The organism is Endobacterium cereale (assembly GCF_009617585.1).
Lineage (GTDB): Bacteria > Pseudomonadota > Alphaproteobacteria > Rhizobiales > Rhizobiaceae > Neorhizobium > Neorhizobium cereale.
The window spans coordinates 611,484-624,937 of the sequence record NZ_WIXI01000051.1; the positions used below are offsets into that span (position 1 = coordinate 611,484).

At 59.6% G+C, this 13,454-nt stretch carries 19 protein-coding genes; 12 read left to right on the top strand and 7 right to left on the bottom strand.

Going from position 1 to position 13,454, the window contains the following annotated elements; translation table 11 throughout:
• Positions 1-168 precede the first annotated feature (168 nt).
• Positions 169-933, top strand: a complete 765-nt coding sequence (locus GAO09_RS29275) for a sulfite exporter TauE/SafE family protein (protein WP_153360457.1) — start codon at positions 169-171, stop codon at positions 931-933.
• Between the two features lie 92 nt (positions 934-1,025).
• Complete coding sequence (locus tag GAO09_RS29280; protein ID WP_153360459.1) at positions 1,026-1,295, top strand: ArsR/SmtB family transcription factor; 270 nt, start codon at positions 1,026-1,028, stop codon at positions 1,293-1,295.
• A 178-nt stretch (positions 1,296-1,473) separates the two neighbouring features.
• Here GAO09_RS29280 and GAO09_RS29285 read toward each other — a convergent pair whose 3' ends face one another.
• Complete coding sequence (locus tag GAO09_RS29285) at positions 1,474-1,650, bottom strand: YdcH family protein (RefSeq protein ID WP_153360461.1); 177 nt, start codon at positions 1,648-1,650, stop codon at positions 1,474-1,476.
• Between the two features lie 404 nt (positions 1,651-2,054).
• On the opposite strand from GAO09_RS29285, the gene GAO09_RS29290 reads away from it, so the two are divergent.
• The 3 genes from GAO09_RS29290 to GAO09_RS29300 are packed head-to-tail and all read left to right on the top strand — an operon-like array spanning position 2,055 to position 3,834.
• Positions 2,055-2,258 carry a YdcH family protein gene (locus GAO09_RS29290; RefSeq protein ID WP_153360638.1) on the top strand — a complete coding sequence of 68 codons (204 nt, stop codon included), beginning with the start codon at positions 2,055-2,057 and terminating at the stop codon, positions 2,256-2,258.
• Between the two features lie 41 nt (positions 2,259-2,299).
• The gene (gene purE / locus GAO09_RS29295) at positions 2,300-2,767 is read left to right on the top strand and encodes a 5-(carboxyamino)imidazole ribonucleotide mutase (protein WP_153360636.1); all 468 of its coding nucleotides are present in this window, start codon (positions 2,300-2,302) and stop codon (positions 2,765-2,767) included.
• A 5-nt stretch (positions 2,768-2,772) separates the two neighbouring features.
• Positions 2,773-3,834 (top strand): 5-(carboxyamino)imidazole ribonucleotide synthase, encoded by a 1,062-nt coding sequence (locus tag GAO09_RS29300; protein WP_209018884.1) that lies wholly within the window; start codon positions 2,773-2,775, stop codon positions 3,832-3,834.
• On the opposite strand, the gene GAO09_RS29305 is transcribed toward GAO09_RS29300, so the two are convergent.
• Positions 3,831-4,271, bottom strand: coding sequence for a PaaI family thioesterase (locus GAO09_RS29305; RefSeq protein ID WP_153360642.1), 441 nt, complete (start codon positions 4,269-4,271; stop codon positions 3,831-3,833). The genes GAO09_RS29300 and GAO09_RS29305 overlap by 4 nt on opposite strands.
• Before the next feature lie 291 nt (positions 4,272-4,562).
• Between GAO09_RS29305 and ykgO the strand changes: the two genes are divergently transcribed.
• The 3 genes from ykgO (at position 4,563) to GAO09_RS29320 (ending at position 6,763) form a co-directional block, all read left to right on the top strand.
• A complete protein-coding gene (ykgO, locus tag GAO09_RS29310; protein ID WP_006726873.1) occupies positions 4,563-4,688 on the top strand; it encodes a type B 50S ribosomal protein L36 in 126 nt (41 codons plus the stop codon).
• Positions 4,689-4,789: 101 nt separating this feature from the next.
• Positions 4,790-5,566 carry a tetratricopeptide repeat protein gene (locus GAO09_RS29315; RefSeq protein WP_153360463.1) on the top strand — a complete coding sequence of 259 codons (777 nt, stop codon included), beginning with the start codon at positions 4,790-4,792 and terminating at the stop codon, positions 5,564-5,566.
• A 159-nt stretch (positions 5,567-5,725) separates the two neighbouring features.
• On the top strand, positions 5,726-6,763 hold the full coding sequence (locus tag GAO09_RS29320; protein WP_153360465.1) for an alpha/beta fold hydrolase: 1,038 nt from the start codon (positions 5,726-5,728) through the stop codon (positions 6,761-6,763).
• Here the strand turns inward: GAO09_RS29320 and GAO09_RS29325 are convergent.
• The gene (locus GAO09_RS29325) at positions 6,760-7,239 is read right to left on the bottom strand and encodes an Lrp/AsnC family transcriptional regulator (protein WP_153360467.1); all 480 of its coding nucleotides are present in this window, start codon (positions 7,237-7,239) and stop codon (positions 6,760-6,762) included. The two genes, GAO09_RS29320 and GAO09_RS29325, sit on opposite strands and share 4 nt — an antisense overlap.
• A 94-nt stretch (positions 7,240-7,333) precedes the next feature.
• On the opposite strand from GAO09_RS29325, the gene GAO09_RS29330 reads away from it, so the two are divergent.
• Entirely contained in the window at positions 7,334-8,269 is a 936-nt protein-coding gene (locus GAO09_RS29330) for a DMT family transporter (protein ID WP_153360469.1), read from the top strand.
• A gap of 4 nt (positions 8,270-8,273) precedes the next feature.
• Here the strand turns inward: GAO09_RS29330 and GAO09_RS29335 are convergent, their stop codons facing one another.
• The 3 genes from GAO09_RS29335 to GAO09_RS29345 form a co-directional block, all read right to left on the bottom strand.
• On the bottom strand, positions 8,274-8,804 hold the full coding sequence (locus GAO09_RS29335; protein ID WP_153360471.1) for a GNAT family N-acetyltransferase: 531 nt from the start codon (positions 8,802-8,804) through the stop codon (positions 8,274-8,276).
• A 74-nt stretch (positions 8,805-8,878) separates the two neighbouring features.
• Positions 8,879-10,318, bottom strand: coding sequence for a pyruvate kinase (gene pyk / locus GAO09_RS29340; protein WP_153360473.1), 1,440 nt, complete (start codon positions 10,316-10,318; stop codon positions 8,879-8,881).
• On the bottom strand, positions 10,318-10,764 hold the full coding sequence (locus GAO09_RS29345) for a DUF1036 domain-containing protein (RefSeq protein ID WP_153360644.1): 447 nt from the start codon (positions 10,762-10,764) through the stop codon (positions 10,318-10,320). The genes pyk and GAO09_RS29345 overlap by 1 nt, the downstream gene beginning before the upstream one ends.
• A 238-nt stretch (positions 10,765-11,002) precedes the next feature.
• Between GAO09_RS29345 and GAO09_RS29350 the strand changes: the two genes are divergently transcribed.
• From GAO09_RS29350 to GAO09_RS29360, 3 genes are all read left to right on the top strand, one after another.
• Positions 11,003-11,797, top strand: a complete 795-nt coding sequence (locus GAO09_RS29350) for an N-formylglutamate amidohydrolase (protein ID WP_153360475.1) — start codon at positions 11,003-11,005, stop codon at positions 11,795-11,797.
• Between the two features lie 32 nt (positions 11,798-11,829).
• Positions 11,830-12,138 carry a DUF1244 domain-containing protein gene (locus GAO09_RS29355; protein ID WP_153360477.1) on the top strand — a complete coding sequence of 103 codons (309 nt, stop codon included), beginning with the start codon at positions 11,830-11,832 and terminating at the stop codon, positions 12,136-12,138.
• Between the two features lie 114 nt (positions 12,139-12,252).
• Positions 12,253-12,534, top strand: coding sequence for a DUF2312 domain-containing protein (locus GAO09_RS29360; RefSeq protein WP_153360479.1), 282 nt, complete (start codon positions 12,253-12,255; stop codon positions 12,532-12,534).
• A 72-nt stretch (positions 12,535-12,606) separates the two neighbouring features.
• On the opposite strand, the gene GAO09_RS29365 is transcribed toward GAO09_RS29360, so the two are convergent.
• The gene (locus GAO09_RS29365) at positions 12,607-13,305 is read right to left on the bottom strand and encodes a Crp/Fnr family transcriptional regulator (protein ID WP_324185078.1); all 699 of its coding nucleotides are present in this window, start codon (positions 13,303-13,305) and stop codon (positions 12,607-12,609) included.
• Positions 13,306-13,454: the final 149 nt, after the last annotated feature.

A 13,454-nucleotide genomic window follows, 5' to 3' on the forward strand; every position in this document is an offset into this window, starting at 1 on the left:
GCCCTCGTCTACAGCATGCTTTGTGCGCCATATCTGGTTCACAAAGCATGCTGTAGACGTTTAAGAGTTTTGCATCGTACTTTCCGAAACCGTTTCCGGCGTTCAGGTCGATGCAGCTGTTGTGGCAAAGTCGATAAACCGGAGCGCCATAAGGATCAACACCGCTTCATGTTTCTCCCCTCGCTCGATTTCTTTCTGGCCGCCATTCCGGCCGTTGTCCTCGTCGGCCTGTCCAAGGGCGGCCTTGGCGGTGCTCTGGCGCTGATGGGCGTGCCATTGATGGCGCTGGTCGTCGGCCCGGTGGAAGCAGCAGCGATCTTTCTGCCCATCCTGATCGTCATGGATATCGTCGCCCTTTGGGCATGGCGAAAGTTCAACGACCGAAAAACGCTTCTGATGATCCTGCCCGGCGGCATAATCGGCATCGCGCTCGGCTGGGCAACGTCCGCCATGGTATCCGCCGATGCGCTGCGTGTCGTTATCGCCATTGCCACCATCCTGTTCGCCCTGCGTTATTTCCAGCAGAAATGGATGACACCGGCCGATCACGAAACATCCCCTTTGCCGCATCGTCCGGTCTCGGCGAGTTTCTGGGGCATGTTGTCGGGTTACGCCAGTTTCGTCGCCCATGCAGGCGGCCCGCCCTTTCAGATTTACGTCATGCCGATGCGGCTTGATCCGCGGGCCTATACGGGCGCCAGCGTACGTTTCTTCGCATTGGTGAATGCCGTTAAAGTCATTCCCTATTTCGCGCTTGGTGCCTTCGACACAAAAAACCTGACCGCATCCGCCACACTACTGCCGGTCGCCTTCCTGGCTACCATGGCCGGTGCAGCGCTGGTCCGCCGCATGAACATCGATCTGTTTTATCCGCTCATGTACGCCCTGGCGCTCGCCGCCGGTTTGAAGCTGCTCTGGGACGGACTGATGTAAACGCATGCACACGCGACTGTGACGGGAACAAACATCGCTGCAGTGCACAATGTGTCTTGATGAGACAGGACCCATGCCCTAGCCTGCCCGCCATGACAGCGATTGACCCCTTCACAGCCATCGCCGACCCCAATCGGCGCCACCTGCTCGAGGAACTCCGGCGAGCGCCGAAAACCGTCAACGAACTGGCGAAAGGCTTGCCGATCAGTCGTCCGGCCGTATCGCAGCATCTGAAGGCTCTGCTCGACTGTAATCTCGTCACGGTGACATCCGAAGGCACACGGCGGATCTACGCGATCAATGTCGGCGGTTTCGACAGGCTGAACCTTTGGCTCGATCAGTTCTGGGGCGAAAACGCGTAAAGCGGCGCCGTTCATCTCCCACCTTAACTTGCTGAATTCACATGTGAGCAGACAGAACTTAAGTATCTGTTTACCATAATTTTTCCTTTTGGATTCTACAACGAAAAAGCCGCCGCTCAGACCACCTCATAAAGGGTGACCAAGCGACGGCTCGAAACTCGTTACTTAATAATCAGGATCAGTGACGCGTAGAACCCTTCAAACGTTCCAGCTCATCTTTGATACGCAGCTTGCGCCTTTTCAGATCGACGATCGACTGATCGTCCGTGGAGGGAGACGCAAGAACACTCTGAAGTTCATCCTCAAGAACCTCGTGTTTCTTCTCAAGCGATGCAATATGAGCCTGTACGGTCATGTGGCATATCCTTCCTTTTAGTACCTGCCTCCAGCCATCCAATCGGTTGGAGGCCTCAGGTTTACGAAGGAAGTGTGACACGATCAAAGCCCGTTGTCGAAGGTGAAATCTTGATAACTAAGCGGCAAAATCGTGGCATTGATAACGAATTATGATCAATCTCTAAAATAAAATTGCGTTCCGTTATCCCGCTACCGCAAGCGTTGCAAAATCGGCCGGTCTCGCGCAGGCGCGAAGCGCGCAAACCGCAACATCCGTTAGATGGCGCAGCAGAAGTTGTGAGCAGCGGTAACCGTCACTTCAAATGACGCTTTGTCAGACTAGTCCTCCCCCCCTTTTGATGGTAGGAGCTTGCCAATATTTCAGGGTCTTCAAAGGACCCGGGCATGAATGGGGATAAGGTCATGGCCGATCAGGAGCAGGCGGATGTCAGGCTCGCACTCGCGCGTTTGCGTCAGGAGCACGAAGATTACGACACCGCCATCAATGCCATGATCACGGTCGGCGCTGAAGCTCTGCGTGTCCAGCGCATGAAAAAGAAGAAGCTGGCCATCAAGGACAAGATGACCCAGCTCGAAGACCAGATCCTTCCCGACATTATTGCCTGAAAGGTTTTGCCGTGACCGACAGACCCGCCGTCGCCATCATCATGGGCAGCCAGTCCGACTGGGAAACCATGAAGAACGCCGCCGATACGCTTGATGCGCTCGACATCGGTTACGAAGCCCGCATCGTGTCTGCTCACCGCACACCGGACCGCATGTACGAATTTGCCAAGGGCGCCCGCGACGAAGGTTTTAAGGTCATCATCGCCGGTGCCGGCGGTGCCGCCCACCTTCCGGGCATGACCGCATCGCTGACGCCGCTGCCGGTCTTCGGTGTGCCGGTTCAGTCCAAGACGATGAGCGGCCTCGACAGCCTTTATTCGATCGTGCAGATGCCGGGCGGCATCCCGGTCGGAACCATGGCGATCGGCCGCGCCGGCGCCATCAATGCAGCCCTGATGGCGGCCGCCGTGCTGGCGCTTTCCGACGAAGACCTTGCCGACCGGCTGGACATCTACCGCGCCGAGCACACCGCCTCGGTTGCCGAATATCCGAGCGACGAGGCCCCTTGAGGCATATGACGAATACAATGAAGACGATCGGCATTATCGGTGGCGGCCAGCTGGGCCGCATGCTGGCAATGGCCGCCGCCCGCCTGAACTTTTCCACCATCATTCTGGAACCGCAGGCCGATTGTCCCGCCGCCCAGGTGGCGAACGCCCAGATCACCGCCGCGTACGATGATCCGGCAGCGCTCAAAGAACTGGCGAGCCGCTGTGACATCGTCACCTACGAATTCGAAAACGTGCCAGTCAGTGCCGCCGAAACGCTGGCGCGCTCCGTGCCGGTCTATCCGCCCGCCAAGGCATTGGATGTGGCACAGGACCGCCTGACCGAAAAACGTTTTCTCAACAGCTGCGGCATCGAAACGGCAAAGTTTCACGCCGTCAACAATCAGGCCGAGCTGGAATCAGCGCTTGCCGATTTCGGCGGACAGGGCGTCCTGAAAACCTGCCGCATGGGTTATGACGGCAAGGGCCAGCGCGTGTTTCGCGGCGACGAGGACCTGGCCGGTGCATTCGACGCCCTCGGCGGCGTGCCGCTGATTCTGGAAAGTTTTGTCGCCTTCGAACGCGAAGTGTCGATCATCGCCGCCCGCGGCATCGATGGTTCCGTCGAATGTTACGATCCGGCCGAGAACGTCCATCGCAACGGCATTCTTCACACCTCCACCCTGCCCGCCCGCATCAACGATGCGACCGCGCAGACCGCCCGTCAGGCAGCGACAAAACTGCTGGCTGCGCTCGATTATGTCGGCGTCATCGGCATGGAATTTTTCGTGATGCCGGATGGCGGCCTGATCGCCAACGAGATCGCCCCGCGCGTCCACAATTCCGGCCACTGGACGGAAGCGGCCTGCATCGTCTCGCAGTTCGAGCAGCATGTTCGCGCCGTCGCCGGTCTGCCGCTCGGCAATCCGGTGCGCCATTCCGATTGTGTGATGACCAACCTGATCGGCGACGACATCGACGCGCTTCCGGATTGGCTGAAAAGCAAGAACGTTTACGTGCATCTCTACGGCAAGGCCGAAGCCCGGCCCGGCCGCAAGATGGGCCACGTCACGCAGCTGGTCGATTAAACCTGCGCAGCTTTCGGCTGCTTGATGAAACATGTAGCCGACGCACTCGCCAGAAGATTACCGTCCGCATCCTTCAATGTCCCCTCGGCAATACCGATCGAGCGCGAAAGGTGCGTCACCCTCGCCTCTGCCACAAGGTCCTGATCACGTGGCACCGGCCGCATCATTTTCACCCCGAGATCGACCGTGCCGAAACCGATACCGGCATCCAGCATGCTGTGAACGGCGCAACCCGTCACCGAGTCGAGCAATGTTGCGGCAAAACCGCCATGCACGCCGCCCAGGGGATTGAGATGTCGGGAATCGGCACGAGCATGGATGACGACCCTTCCCCTATCCACCTCCATACCTTTCATTCCCATGGTTTCGGAAATGCTTGCCGCCAGAATCAGCCCCGCCGCTGAAGCCTGTAGCAGTTCCAGCCCCGTCATTTTCATGAAATCCACCGTTCATCCTCCCGCCAAACCGTGTATGAGGGGCAGAATTTGCGCGCATCCGTGCATTGTCAATCGCGGCAAAGGCGCATCAACCTGTGGCAAAGCTGCGGAAAATCGGTTCGGGTGACGCGAGAAGTCCCGGAAAACCGCGTCATATGGTTGACATGCGCCAACGCTGATTGTATCTCGACGCCAACCTAAAGGCGCGCCATCCTTTGATGAACAAAGCGGTGCGCTTTTGATTGATAGAGACAAGCGGCTTAACGGCCCACAGACTGCTGGATCAGTACAATGAAGATCAAGAACTCGCTTAAGGCGCTGAAGGCTCGTCACCGCGACAACCGTCTGGTTCGCCGTAAGGGCCGCATCTACATCATCAACAAGCAGAACCCGCGCTTCAAGGCTCGTCAGGGCTGATTGTGGCTGGCGGCTTTCACGTAGAGCCGCAGCGGATCACATTGTTGATAAAAGACCGATTTCGGTTTGATATTGAGCGCAGGCGGATTATCTTTTCCGCCATGCGCTTTTTCCGTTTTGCCACCCCGCTGGCCATCACCCTCGCCTGCCTGCCGCTTGCCGGCCTCGCACCATTTGCGACCGTCCATGCGCAGGAAACGCCGAATGGCGCAGCACCGGGCGATGACGCGCTGCCGGGCGTGAAAATCCCGCCGCAATCGCAAGCGCCGAACCAGCCGCTGCCGCCCTTGCCTGAACGGCAGGTGGAAACCCCACCCGCAACGGAAGCAAGGCCCGGCGCCAATCCGCAGCAGCAGGCGCAGACACCGCCGACCCCGCCGCCGGAAAACCTGTCGCCGGCCGCAAAAATAGATAGCCTGCTTGCCCGGCTGAAGCGTGAAAGCAATCCTGACAAGGCCAAGAGCATTGCCGAGGAAATCCAGACCGACTGGAGCAGTTCGGGTAGCCCGACCGTCGATCTTCTGCTGCAATGGGCTTCCGAAGCCGTGGAAAAGAAGAACAATGGCGCGGCACTCGACTTCCTCGACCGCGCCACGATCGTCGACCCCGATTTCACCGGCTCCTGGCACCAGCGCGCGACGCTGCATTACACGATGGGCAATGCGCGCAAGGCCATGGCCGATATCAATGAAGTGCTGAAACGCGAACCCCGCCATTTCGGCGCCATTGCCGGCATGGCGGCCATCCTGATGGAAGCCGAGGAAGACGCTGCCGCCGAAAAGGCGCTGGCGCAATATCTCGCCATCTACCCGGCCGACAAGGAAGCCCGCGAGCAGATGGAAAAGCTGTCGGAAAAGATCGCCGGCAGCCGCACGTGACGAACGCAGCCTGATCGGGTTCCAGATTTCTTCACCGGATATCCTTTAAAGCCACGAAGATATCTGTGCGGCTGAAACTCATTGCCCTATGTCTTCGTTAGACAGAATATGTCCCGCCGAACGCCCGCCACCAAAAAACCATCCAGATACCTTCGCCTGATGATCACAGCCCTGATCTGCATCACTCTTCTCATCGCAGCCGCATTTGCCTTCACGGCATGGCAGGCAGCAAGCATCGAACGCCGTTTTCCCAACATCGGCACGCTGACCGACGTGGGCGGTTACCGTATGAATGCCCTGCATGTGCCGGCCGGTGAAAATTCCGACCTGCCGCCGCTCGTCTTCATTCACGGCGCCAGCGGAAACCTGCGCGATCAGGAAGCCGCTTTTCTGACCCCTTTGCGCGGACGGGCGGAAATGCTGTTCGTCGACCGTCCCGGCCACGGTTATTCCGAGCGCGGAGGACACGAGAATGACACACCGGACGGCCAGGCCGCAGCCATCGCCAGATTGATGGACGCCTATGGTATGAAACGCGCCGTCATCGTCTCGCATTCTTTTGGCGGCGCAATTGCCGCAAGCTTTGCCGTCTTCCACCCGGAAAAGACAGCAGGCCTTGTTTTCCTCTCCCCCGCCACACATCCATGGCCGGGCGGTGTCGACTGGTATTACGGCCTTGCGTCGAAACCGGTGATCGGCTGGCTTTTCACCCGCCTTGTCTCGTTGCCCGCCGGCCTTTTCCTGATGGACGGCGCGACAAAATCTGTGTTCAGCCCCAATCTCCGCCGTGATCGTTACGTGGACGAAGGAGCGCCGGCCCTCGTGCTGCGCCCCGCCAGCTTCCGCGCCAATGCCACCGATGTTTTCAACCTTCATGACTATGTGAGCCGCATCGCGCCGCGTTACAAAGAAATCAAGGCACCGACGGTGATCATCACCGGCGACAGCGATCCGGTCGTACTGGAAGAAATCCACTCGCAGGGCCTCGCCCGCGACATTGCCGGCTCTGAGCTTGTCATGGTCCACGGTCTCGGCCACAAACCGGACTACGTCGTCACCGACCTCTGCATCGCAGCCATCGAAAAGGTTTCGGGGCTGGATCGCGACCTGCAGGCGACGGCAAGAATGGCAGAGACGCGGCTGAAGCAGAGCGGTGTGTCGGCCAAGCCGGCGGTGGGCGTAACGATCGAGCGTTAAAGCGGCGGTATCCGCCTTTTCACCGAAGCCCCCTTGATGACGGCGGTACTGGTGACGGCATGATCCGAAAGCGCCTCCAATACATCATCCATCTCCTCTATCGAATGCACGACAAGACGAGCCAAAAACGGATCATCGCCCGTGACCTTGTCGCATTCGATGAACTGAGGCGTATCCTGAATGAGCTTTTCCACCAGATGCAGCTTTCCCGGCAGCGGCCGGATGCGCACCATCGCCCGGATCTGATAACCGAGCGCGCGGCTATCGACATCGACGGTGAAGGCGCGGATGACACCATCTGAAACAAGACGTCTGACGCGCTCCGCTACGCTCGGCGCCGATAGGCCGACCAGCCGCGCCAGTTCCGACATCGGCAGCCGCGCATCCTTATCGAGTACCGAGAGGATCCGGGCGTCGATGGCATCCAGTGCCTGCTCACCGGATCGAAGGTTTTGGGGCGGTTTTACCTTTGTCATGCCAGGCAATCTGGCAGTTTTGCCTTGGCAATTCCATAGATTTTGCGCGGCCGGTTTCACAGACTGAAGCACCATTTTCATCCGAGGTGTTTTCATGCTGATCGGCATTCTGGCGGGGCTTGGCACCTGCGCTCTCTGGGGCCTGACCTTCGTCGCGCCGCGCGCGGTCGAACCCTTCACCGCCTGGGATCTGACCGTTGCCCGCTATGGCATTTTCGGCGCGGCCTGCCTGTTGCTGATGCTGGACGAACGGTTTCGTCCGACCGGCATATCGGCATCCCGGATCGCCGTGGGCCTCCTGCTCGGTGGCTGTGGTTATGTCGGCTATTTCGTTTGCGCCGCTTACGCGGTCACGTTGGCCGGCACGGTCATCCCGCCGTTGGTGATTGGTCTCATGCCGGTTCTGACCGCCCTGGTCGCCAACCACCGCGAAAGGGCTATGGAATGGCGAGACATCGCTCTGCCTCTGACAATGATCTGCCTGGGGCTGCTGGTGGCCAATCTGCAGACCATCACATCTTCTGCGCCGCCTGCCCGCCATAACGTATGGCTGGGGACGCTGCTGGCCATTGCAGCCCTTTTCATCTGGATTGCCTATGGCCTCGCCAACGCCAAGATCATGCGCAGACCCGATGCGCCCGAAAGTCTGCGCTGGACAGGCCTGCAGGGGATTGGGGCAGCATTTGGCAGCGCCATGCTTTTACCGCTGACGGATTTTCATGCGCCGGGAGAAGCCTTCCTGCCGTTTGCCATATGGGCGGTCGTCATGGGGCTGGCCGGCTCCTGGCTGGCCACGTGGTTGTGGGTCATCGCCTCACGCCGCCTGCCGCTCGCACTTTCTGCGCAGTTGATCATCGCCGAAACGGTGTTCGGCCTCGGTTACGGTTTTTTCCAAGATGGCCGCTGGCCCACCACAAGTGAAGCCATCGGATGCAGCCTGCAGATGATCGGCGTGGCGCTCGGCATCAGAGCCATGAACAGGAGCTCGGCCGCAAAACAGACTGGAAAGCCGCAAAACGCGATAGCATGAAGCGCTAACCCCGCGGATGCCGATACACCAGATCCGCCGGATCGTGCCGCGCCGCATCCGCATCCAGCGCCGCGCCGAGCCGCTCGGCCAAACGGCAGGACGCCGCATTTTCGGGATGGATATAACTCACCAGCGTCTCGAGCTTGAGCGTTTCGAAAGCCCAGTCGCGCATCAGGCTGGCTGCCTCGAAGGCATATCCCCTGCCCTCGAAACCATCATAAAGCATCCACCCGAGTTCGTGTTCGGGAAACAGCGGTCCGGCATTGAGGCCCACCTGACCGATACACTCTCCGGCCGCCGCCTCGCCCTCACGCGTCTCGATCATCAGCGCGCCATGGCCGAGCAGATGCCACTGCGCGATATCGTGGCAGAACATGCCCCAGGCGATCGCTTCATGGTGTGGGCCGCCCATGTAGATGGATCGTTCCGTGGCCATGAAGGCGGCATAGGCCGGCCAGTCTTCCATGCGCGGCGCGCGCAGTGTCAGGCGGTCACTGGCGAGTGTGGGGATCGCGGCAGTCGGCAAATGGCTCATGAAAACATCCCTGAAAAACAGAAACGGCCGGATTGCTCCGGCCGCTCGAATGTCATTGCAATCTCTGCAGAGCGTTAGACAGCGCTTTGGCCATCAGCGCCGATATAGGCGATGCGGACCATGTTGGTGGCGCCCGGCGTGCCGAGCGGAACGCCGGCCGAGATGATGATACGGTCGCCCGGCTTGCCGAACTGTTCGTCGGCAACGATGCGGCAGGCGCGGTTGACCATGTCGTCGAGGTCGGTCGCGTCATGAGTAACGACACAGTGCAGGCCCCAGCAGACCGACAGGCGACGGGCCGTCTGCACCTTCGGCGAAAGTGCCAGGATCGGAACATTCGGACGCTCACGCGAGGCACGCAGGCCGGTCGTGCCCGACGAGGTGTAGGTGACGATGGCGGCCAGGTTCAGCGTTTCGGCGATCTGGCGGGCAGCCAGCGAAATGGCATCGGCGCCGGTTGCTTCGGGAAGCGCACGCTGTGCGTAGATGATGCTCGGGTAAAGCGGATCCTGCTCCACCTGATGCGCGATCGAGGCCATCATCGAGACGGCTTCGACCGGATACTGGCCAGAAGCCGATTCGGCTGACAGCATGACGGCATCCGCGCCTTCGAACACGGCGATCGACACGTCCGAGACTTCGGCGCGAGTCGGGACCGGTGCGGTGATCATCGATTCCAGCATCTGCGTGGCAACGACGACCGGCTTGCCGGCGCGGCGGCAGGCGCGGGTCAGCTGCTTCTGGATGCCCGGAACCATCTGGATTGGCATTTCGACACCGAGGTCGCCACGGGCAACCATCAGCGCGTCGGAAAGCTCGATGATTTCTTCGATGCGCTCGAGAGCCTGCGGCTTTTCGATCTTCGACATCAGGCCGACGCGGCCACCGGAAATGCGGCGCACTTCGACCAGATCTTCCGGGCGCTGCACGAAGGAGAGCGCAACCCAGTCGACATCGTCGGTGGCAAGAACGGCGTCGAGGTCGGCGCGGTCCTTGTCGGTCAGAACGCCGACTTCGAGCAGCGTGTCGGGCAGGCTGACGCCCTTGCGGTCGGAAATGCTGGTGCCGGCTACGACCGTACAGACGATCGACGTGCCATCGGTCTTGGTTGCCTTCAGCGCCAGCTTGCCGTCGTCGATCAGCAGGCGGTCACCGACCTTCACGGAAGACAGGATTTCCGGATGCGGCAGGAAAACACGGTTTTCGTCGCCCGGCTCTTCATTGTTGTCGAGCGTGAACGTCTGGCCGGGAGTGAGCGTGACCTTGGTGTTGGCGAACTTGCCAACGCGCAGTTTCGGGCCCTGAAGGTCGGCGAGAATGCCGATCGGGCGACCGGAACGGGCTTCCACGGCGCGGATGCGCGTGATCAGCGTGCGCATCATGTCGTGGCTGGCATGGCTCATGTTGATACGAAAGAGATCGGCGCCGGCTTCGTGCAGCTTCTCGATCATCGCCTCTTCGGACGATGCCGGACCGAGAGTTGCAAGAATTTTTACCTTGCGATTACGCTTCATCAGTTCTGGCCTTCTTGCGTGCCGGGAGTGTCGGAGAGCTGGACCATCCAGCTCCCCTGCCGGCCTGTGTCATATTCCTTGAAGCCCATCTTCTGGTAACCGCGGGCAAAGCAGTCTCCGACACCGGTAATCTTGAATTCGTTTTCGGCGACGCACATGCTGACTTCGCCGGTCCAACGGCCACCACGGGCTGAGTCTTCGGCATAGAGATAATAATAACGTGATTCTAATTCGCCCTCGATGAGAGTGGCGCAGCTGGAGGCAGGAACCTGCCACCAACCTTCGGAAATCCATCCTTCCTGGGCACGGTACCCGATACCGACACCGACGAGATTCTGCGTGCCGTTACACACACGGAAATCGGCGCGCGCTTCGCTGGGAGCAAAGAGCGGGATGGCAACAGCAAGCGCCAGACCGAAAAGGGTTGGCGACAAAAGGGCGGACATGGAGAACAAGGACGATTTTGACACGGTTTGTGGCGGGGTCCCCTGCTATATCAGATGCGACTGTCTTGGCGCGACGGCGATCGAAAGTCAAACGAAACTCTAATCGTTTAGCGTCCGTTTGAGAGCCGAATCCCAGCGTTTATGACGCCTTTGCCTTGCTTATCCGCAATCTGCGTGCGATCAAGCGCGCGGGTAAAAATCACACAAAACAAACAATTGACAAGCCGGGCAGCAGGCAATGCAGGACTTCAGTTCCTACGAAATTCTACAGGGAAATTATGACGGCGGGATGGTGCTGCTCGCAGATCACGCGATGAACCGGTTGCCACCCGGTTATGGTTCGCTCGGGCTCGATGAGACTGCCTTCGCGCGCCACATCGCCTATGACATCGGCATCGAAGGCCTCACCCGCCGGCTGGCCGCCATGCTTGACATCCCTGCCGTGCTTTGCGGTTTCTCAAGGCTGCTGATCGACCCCAATCGCGGCGAGGACGACCCGACCCTGATCATGCGCATTTCAGATGGCGCAATCATTCCGGGAAATCATCCGATCGCCAACAGCGAATGGGAGCATAGGCTCAACGCCTTTCATCGCCCCTACCATCAGGCCGTCGACTTGACGATCGTCAAAGCTGCACAACAAAGCGGCAAAACGCCGCTGGTTGTGTCTCTCCACTCCTTTACGCCGGCCTGGAAGGGCGTACCCCGCCCCTGGCATGCGTCCGTTTTGTGGGACAGCGATCATCGCGCCGTAAAACCACTTCTGGCGATGCTGCGCGCCGACCCGAACCTGTTCATCGGCGACAACGAGCCTTATGATGGCGCCCTGAAGAACGACACGATGTATCGCCACTGCATGCGCCCCGGCATTGCGCACGCGCTGCTGGAAGTGCGGCAGGACCTGATCGGTGACGACAGGGGCATGGACGAATGGGCAGAGCGGCTGGCGCCGATATTTGCGAAAATGAATGCCGATCCGGCATTGCATGAAACAAGAATATTTCCGTCGCGCACCGGCCCCTACCCGGCCTGAACACAGACAGCGACAGACAAGGAGATCGCAGGATGAGCGACCTGACCGAACAGCAGACATTGGAACTCGAAGCCGCAGCCTTTCGCCGGCTGGTCAGCCACCTGCGTGAACGCAGCGATGTCCAGAACATCGACATGATGAATCTCGCCGGTTTCTGCCGCAATTGCCTGTCCAACTGGTATCTCGACGCCGCCAACGAGAAGGGTATTGCCCTGACCAAGGACGCATCCCGCGAAATCGTCTATGGCATGCCCTATGAGGATTGGAAAAACCTGCATCAGGCACAGGCACCCGACGCTCAAAAAGCCGCATTCGAACGCAACAAGCCTTCGCATGGGTAAGCCGGGCTCCATTCAATAATGAATGGTTCCAAACGCGATTTGGCTTGACCTCGCCCGCACTTCACGGCAGGTGACACCACCCGTAAAATTGTCGAGACTATTTAGGAGGCCCCGATGTCTGATGCTCATGGCGTCGCCCGCGACCAACTCCGCGCCTTTATCGAGCGCATCGAAAGACTGGAAGAAGAAAAGAAGACCATCGCCGACGACATCAAGGATGTGTATGGCGAGGCAAAGTCGATGGGTTACGACACCAAGATCATGAAAAAGGTCATCGCCCTTCGCAAGAAGGACGACCAGGAGCGCATGGAAGAGGATCTCATCCTCGACACCTATCTCTCCGCCCTAGGCATGATCCCCGGCGCCGGCGCCGAGGAAGAAGAAGCAGCTGCCTGATCGGTAGCCTTCAGTTCCGGACTTTCGAAAGGGCGGCCGCGTTTTTCGCGACCGCCCTTTTCCTTTGAGGCGTCACGCCGATTTCTCGTTTTCCGCCAGCGCCTTCAATCCCGCCACATCACGCACCAGCAGTTTTTGCCGTCCGCCGGTCACCAGCCCCCTGCCTTCCCAGGCGCTAAGGATACGTGACACCGTGTGCAGCGTCGTCCCTGTCAGCTCGGCAATGTCCTGCCGGGTGATAGGGAAATCGATGCGCAGGCCGTCCTCCTCTTCGCGCCCCGCCTGTTCGCTCAGCCGCAGAACCGCATGCGCCACCCGCCGCTCCACCTCTTCGGTCGAAATCTCGCGGATGCGCGTATGCGCCTCCTGCAGGCGCTGACCGATCGTGGTCATCGCCGTCACCGCCAGTCGCGGATTTTGCTCGATCATCGGCGACCACAGATCCATCGGCCAGCATAGGGCGACGGCTTCAGACACGCACAGCGCCGTGCCGGGATAATCGGTCCGCTGCAGCGCCCTGGCAATCCCGAACAGATCACCGGGATTGACCATTCGCACGATCACCTGCTCGCCTTGAGGCGTCACCTGACTGACCTTCAGCCGTCCGTTCAGAAGCAGGAAAAAATGCGTGGCCGGCGCACCTTGCTCGAACACCGCATCGCCCACAGCAATCCGCCGCGACACCGCATGAGAGAGCATGGCCTCGATATCACCATCGGCCATGTCGGCGAAAAGCGGAAGGTGTTTGACGAGACTGATATCGAGCTTCACATCCGACCTCCACGTCGTCTGGCATATCGGCCCGCATCTGCAAGCCTCCAGACCTGACTAACTGCCTCATCTTCATTCTACTTGCGATTCATCAAAGAAGGCTGGATTTTTTCAAGCCAGTTTTGGCGAGCATTTTCAGGAGCCTCGCC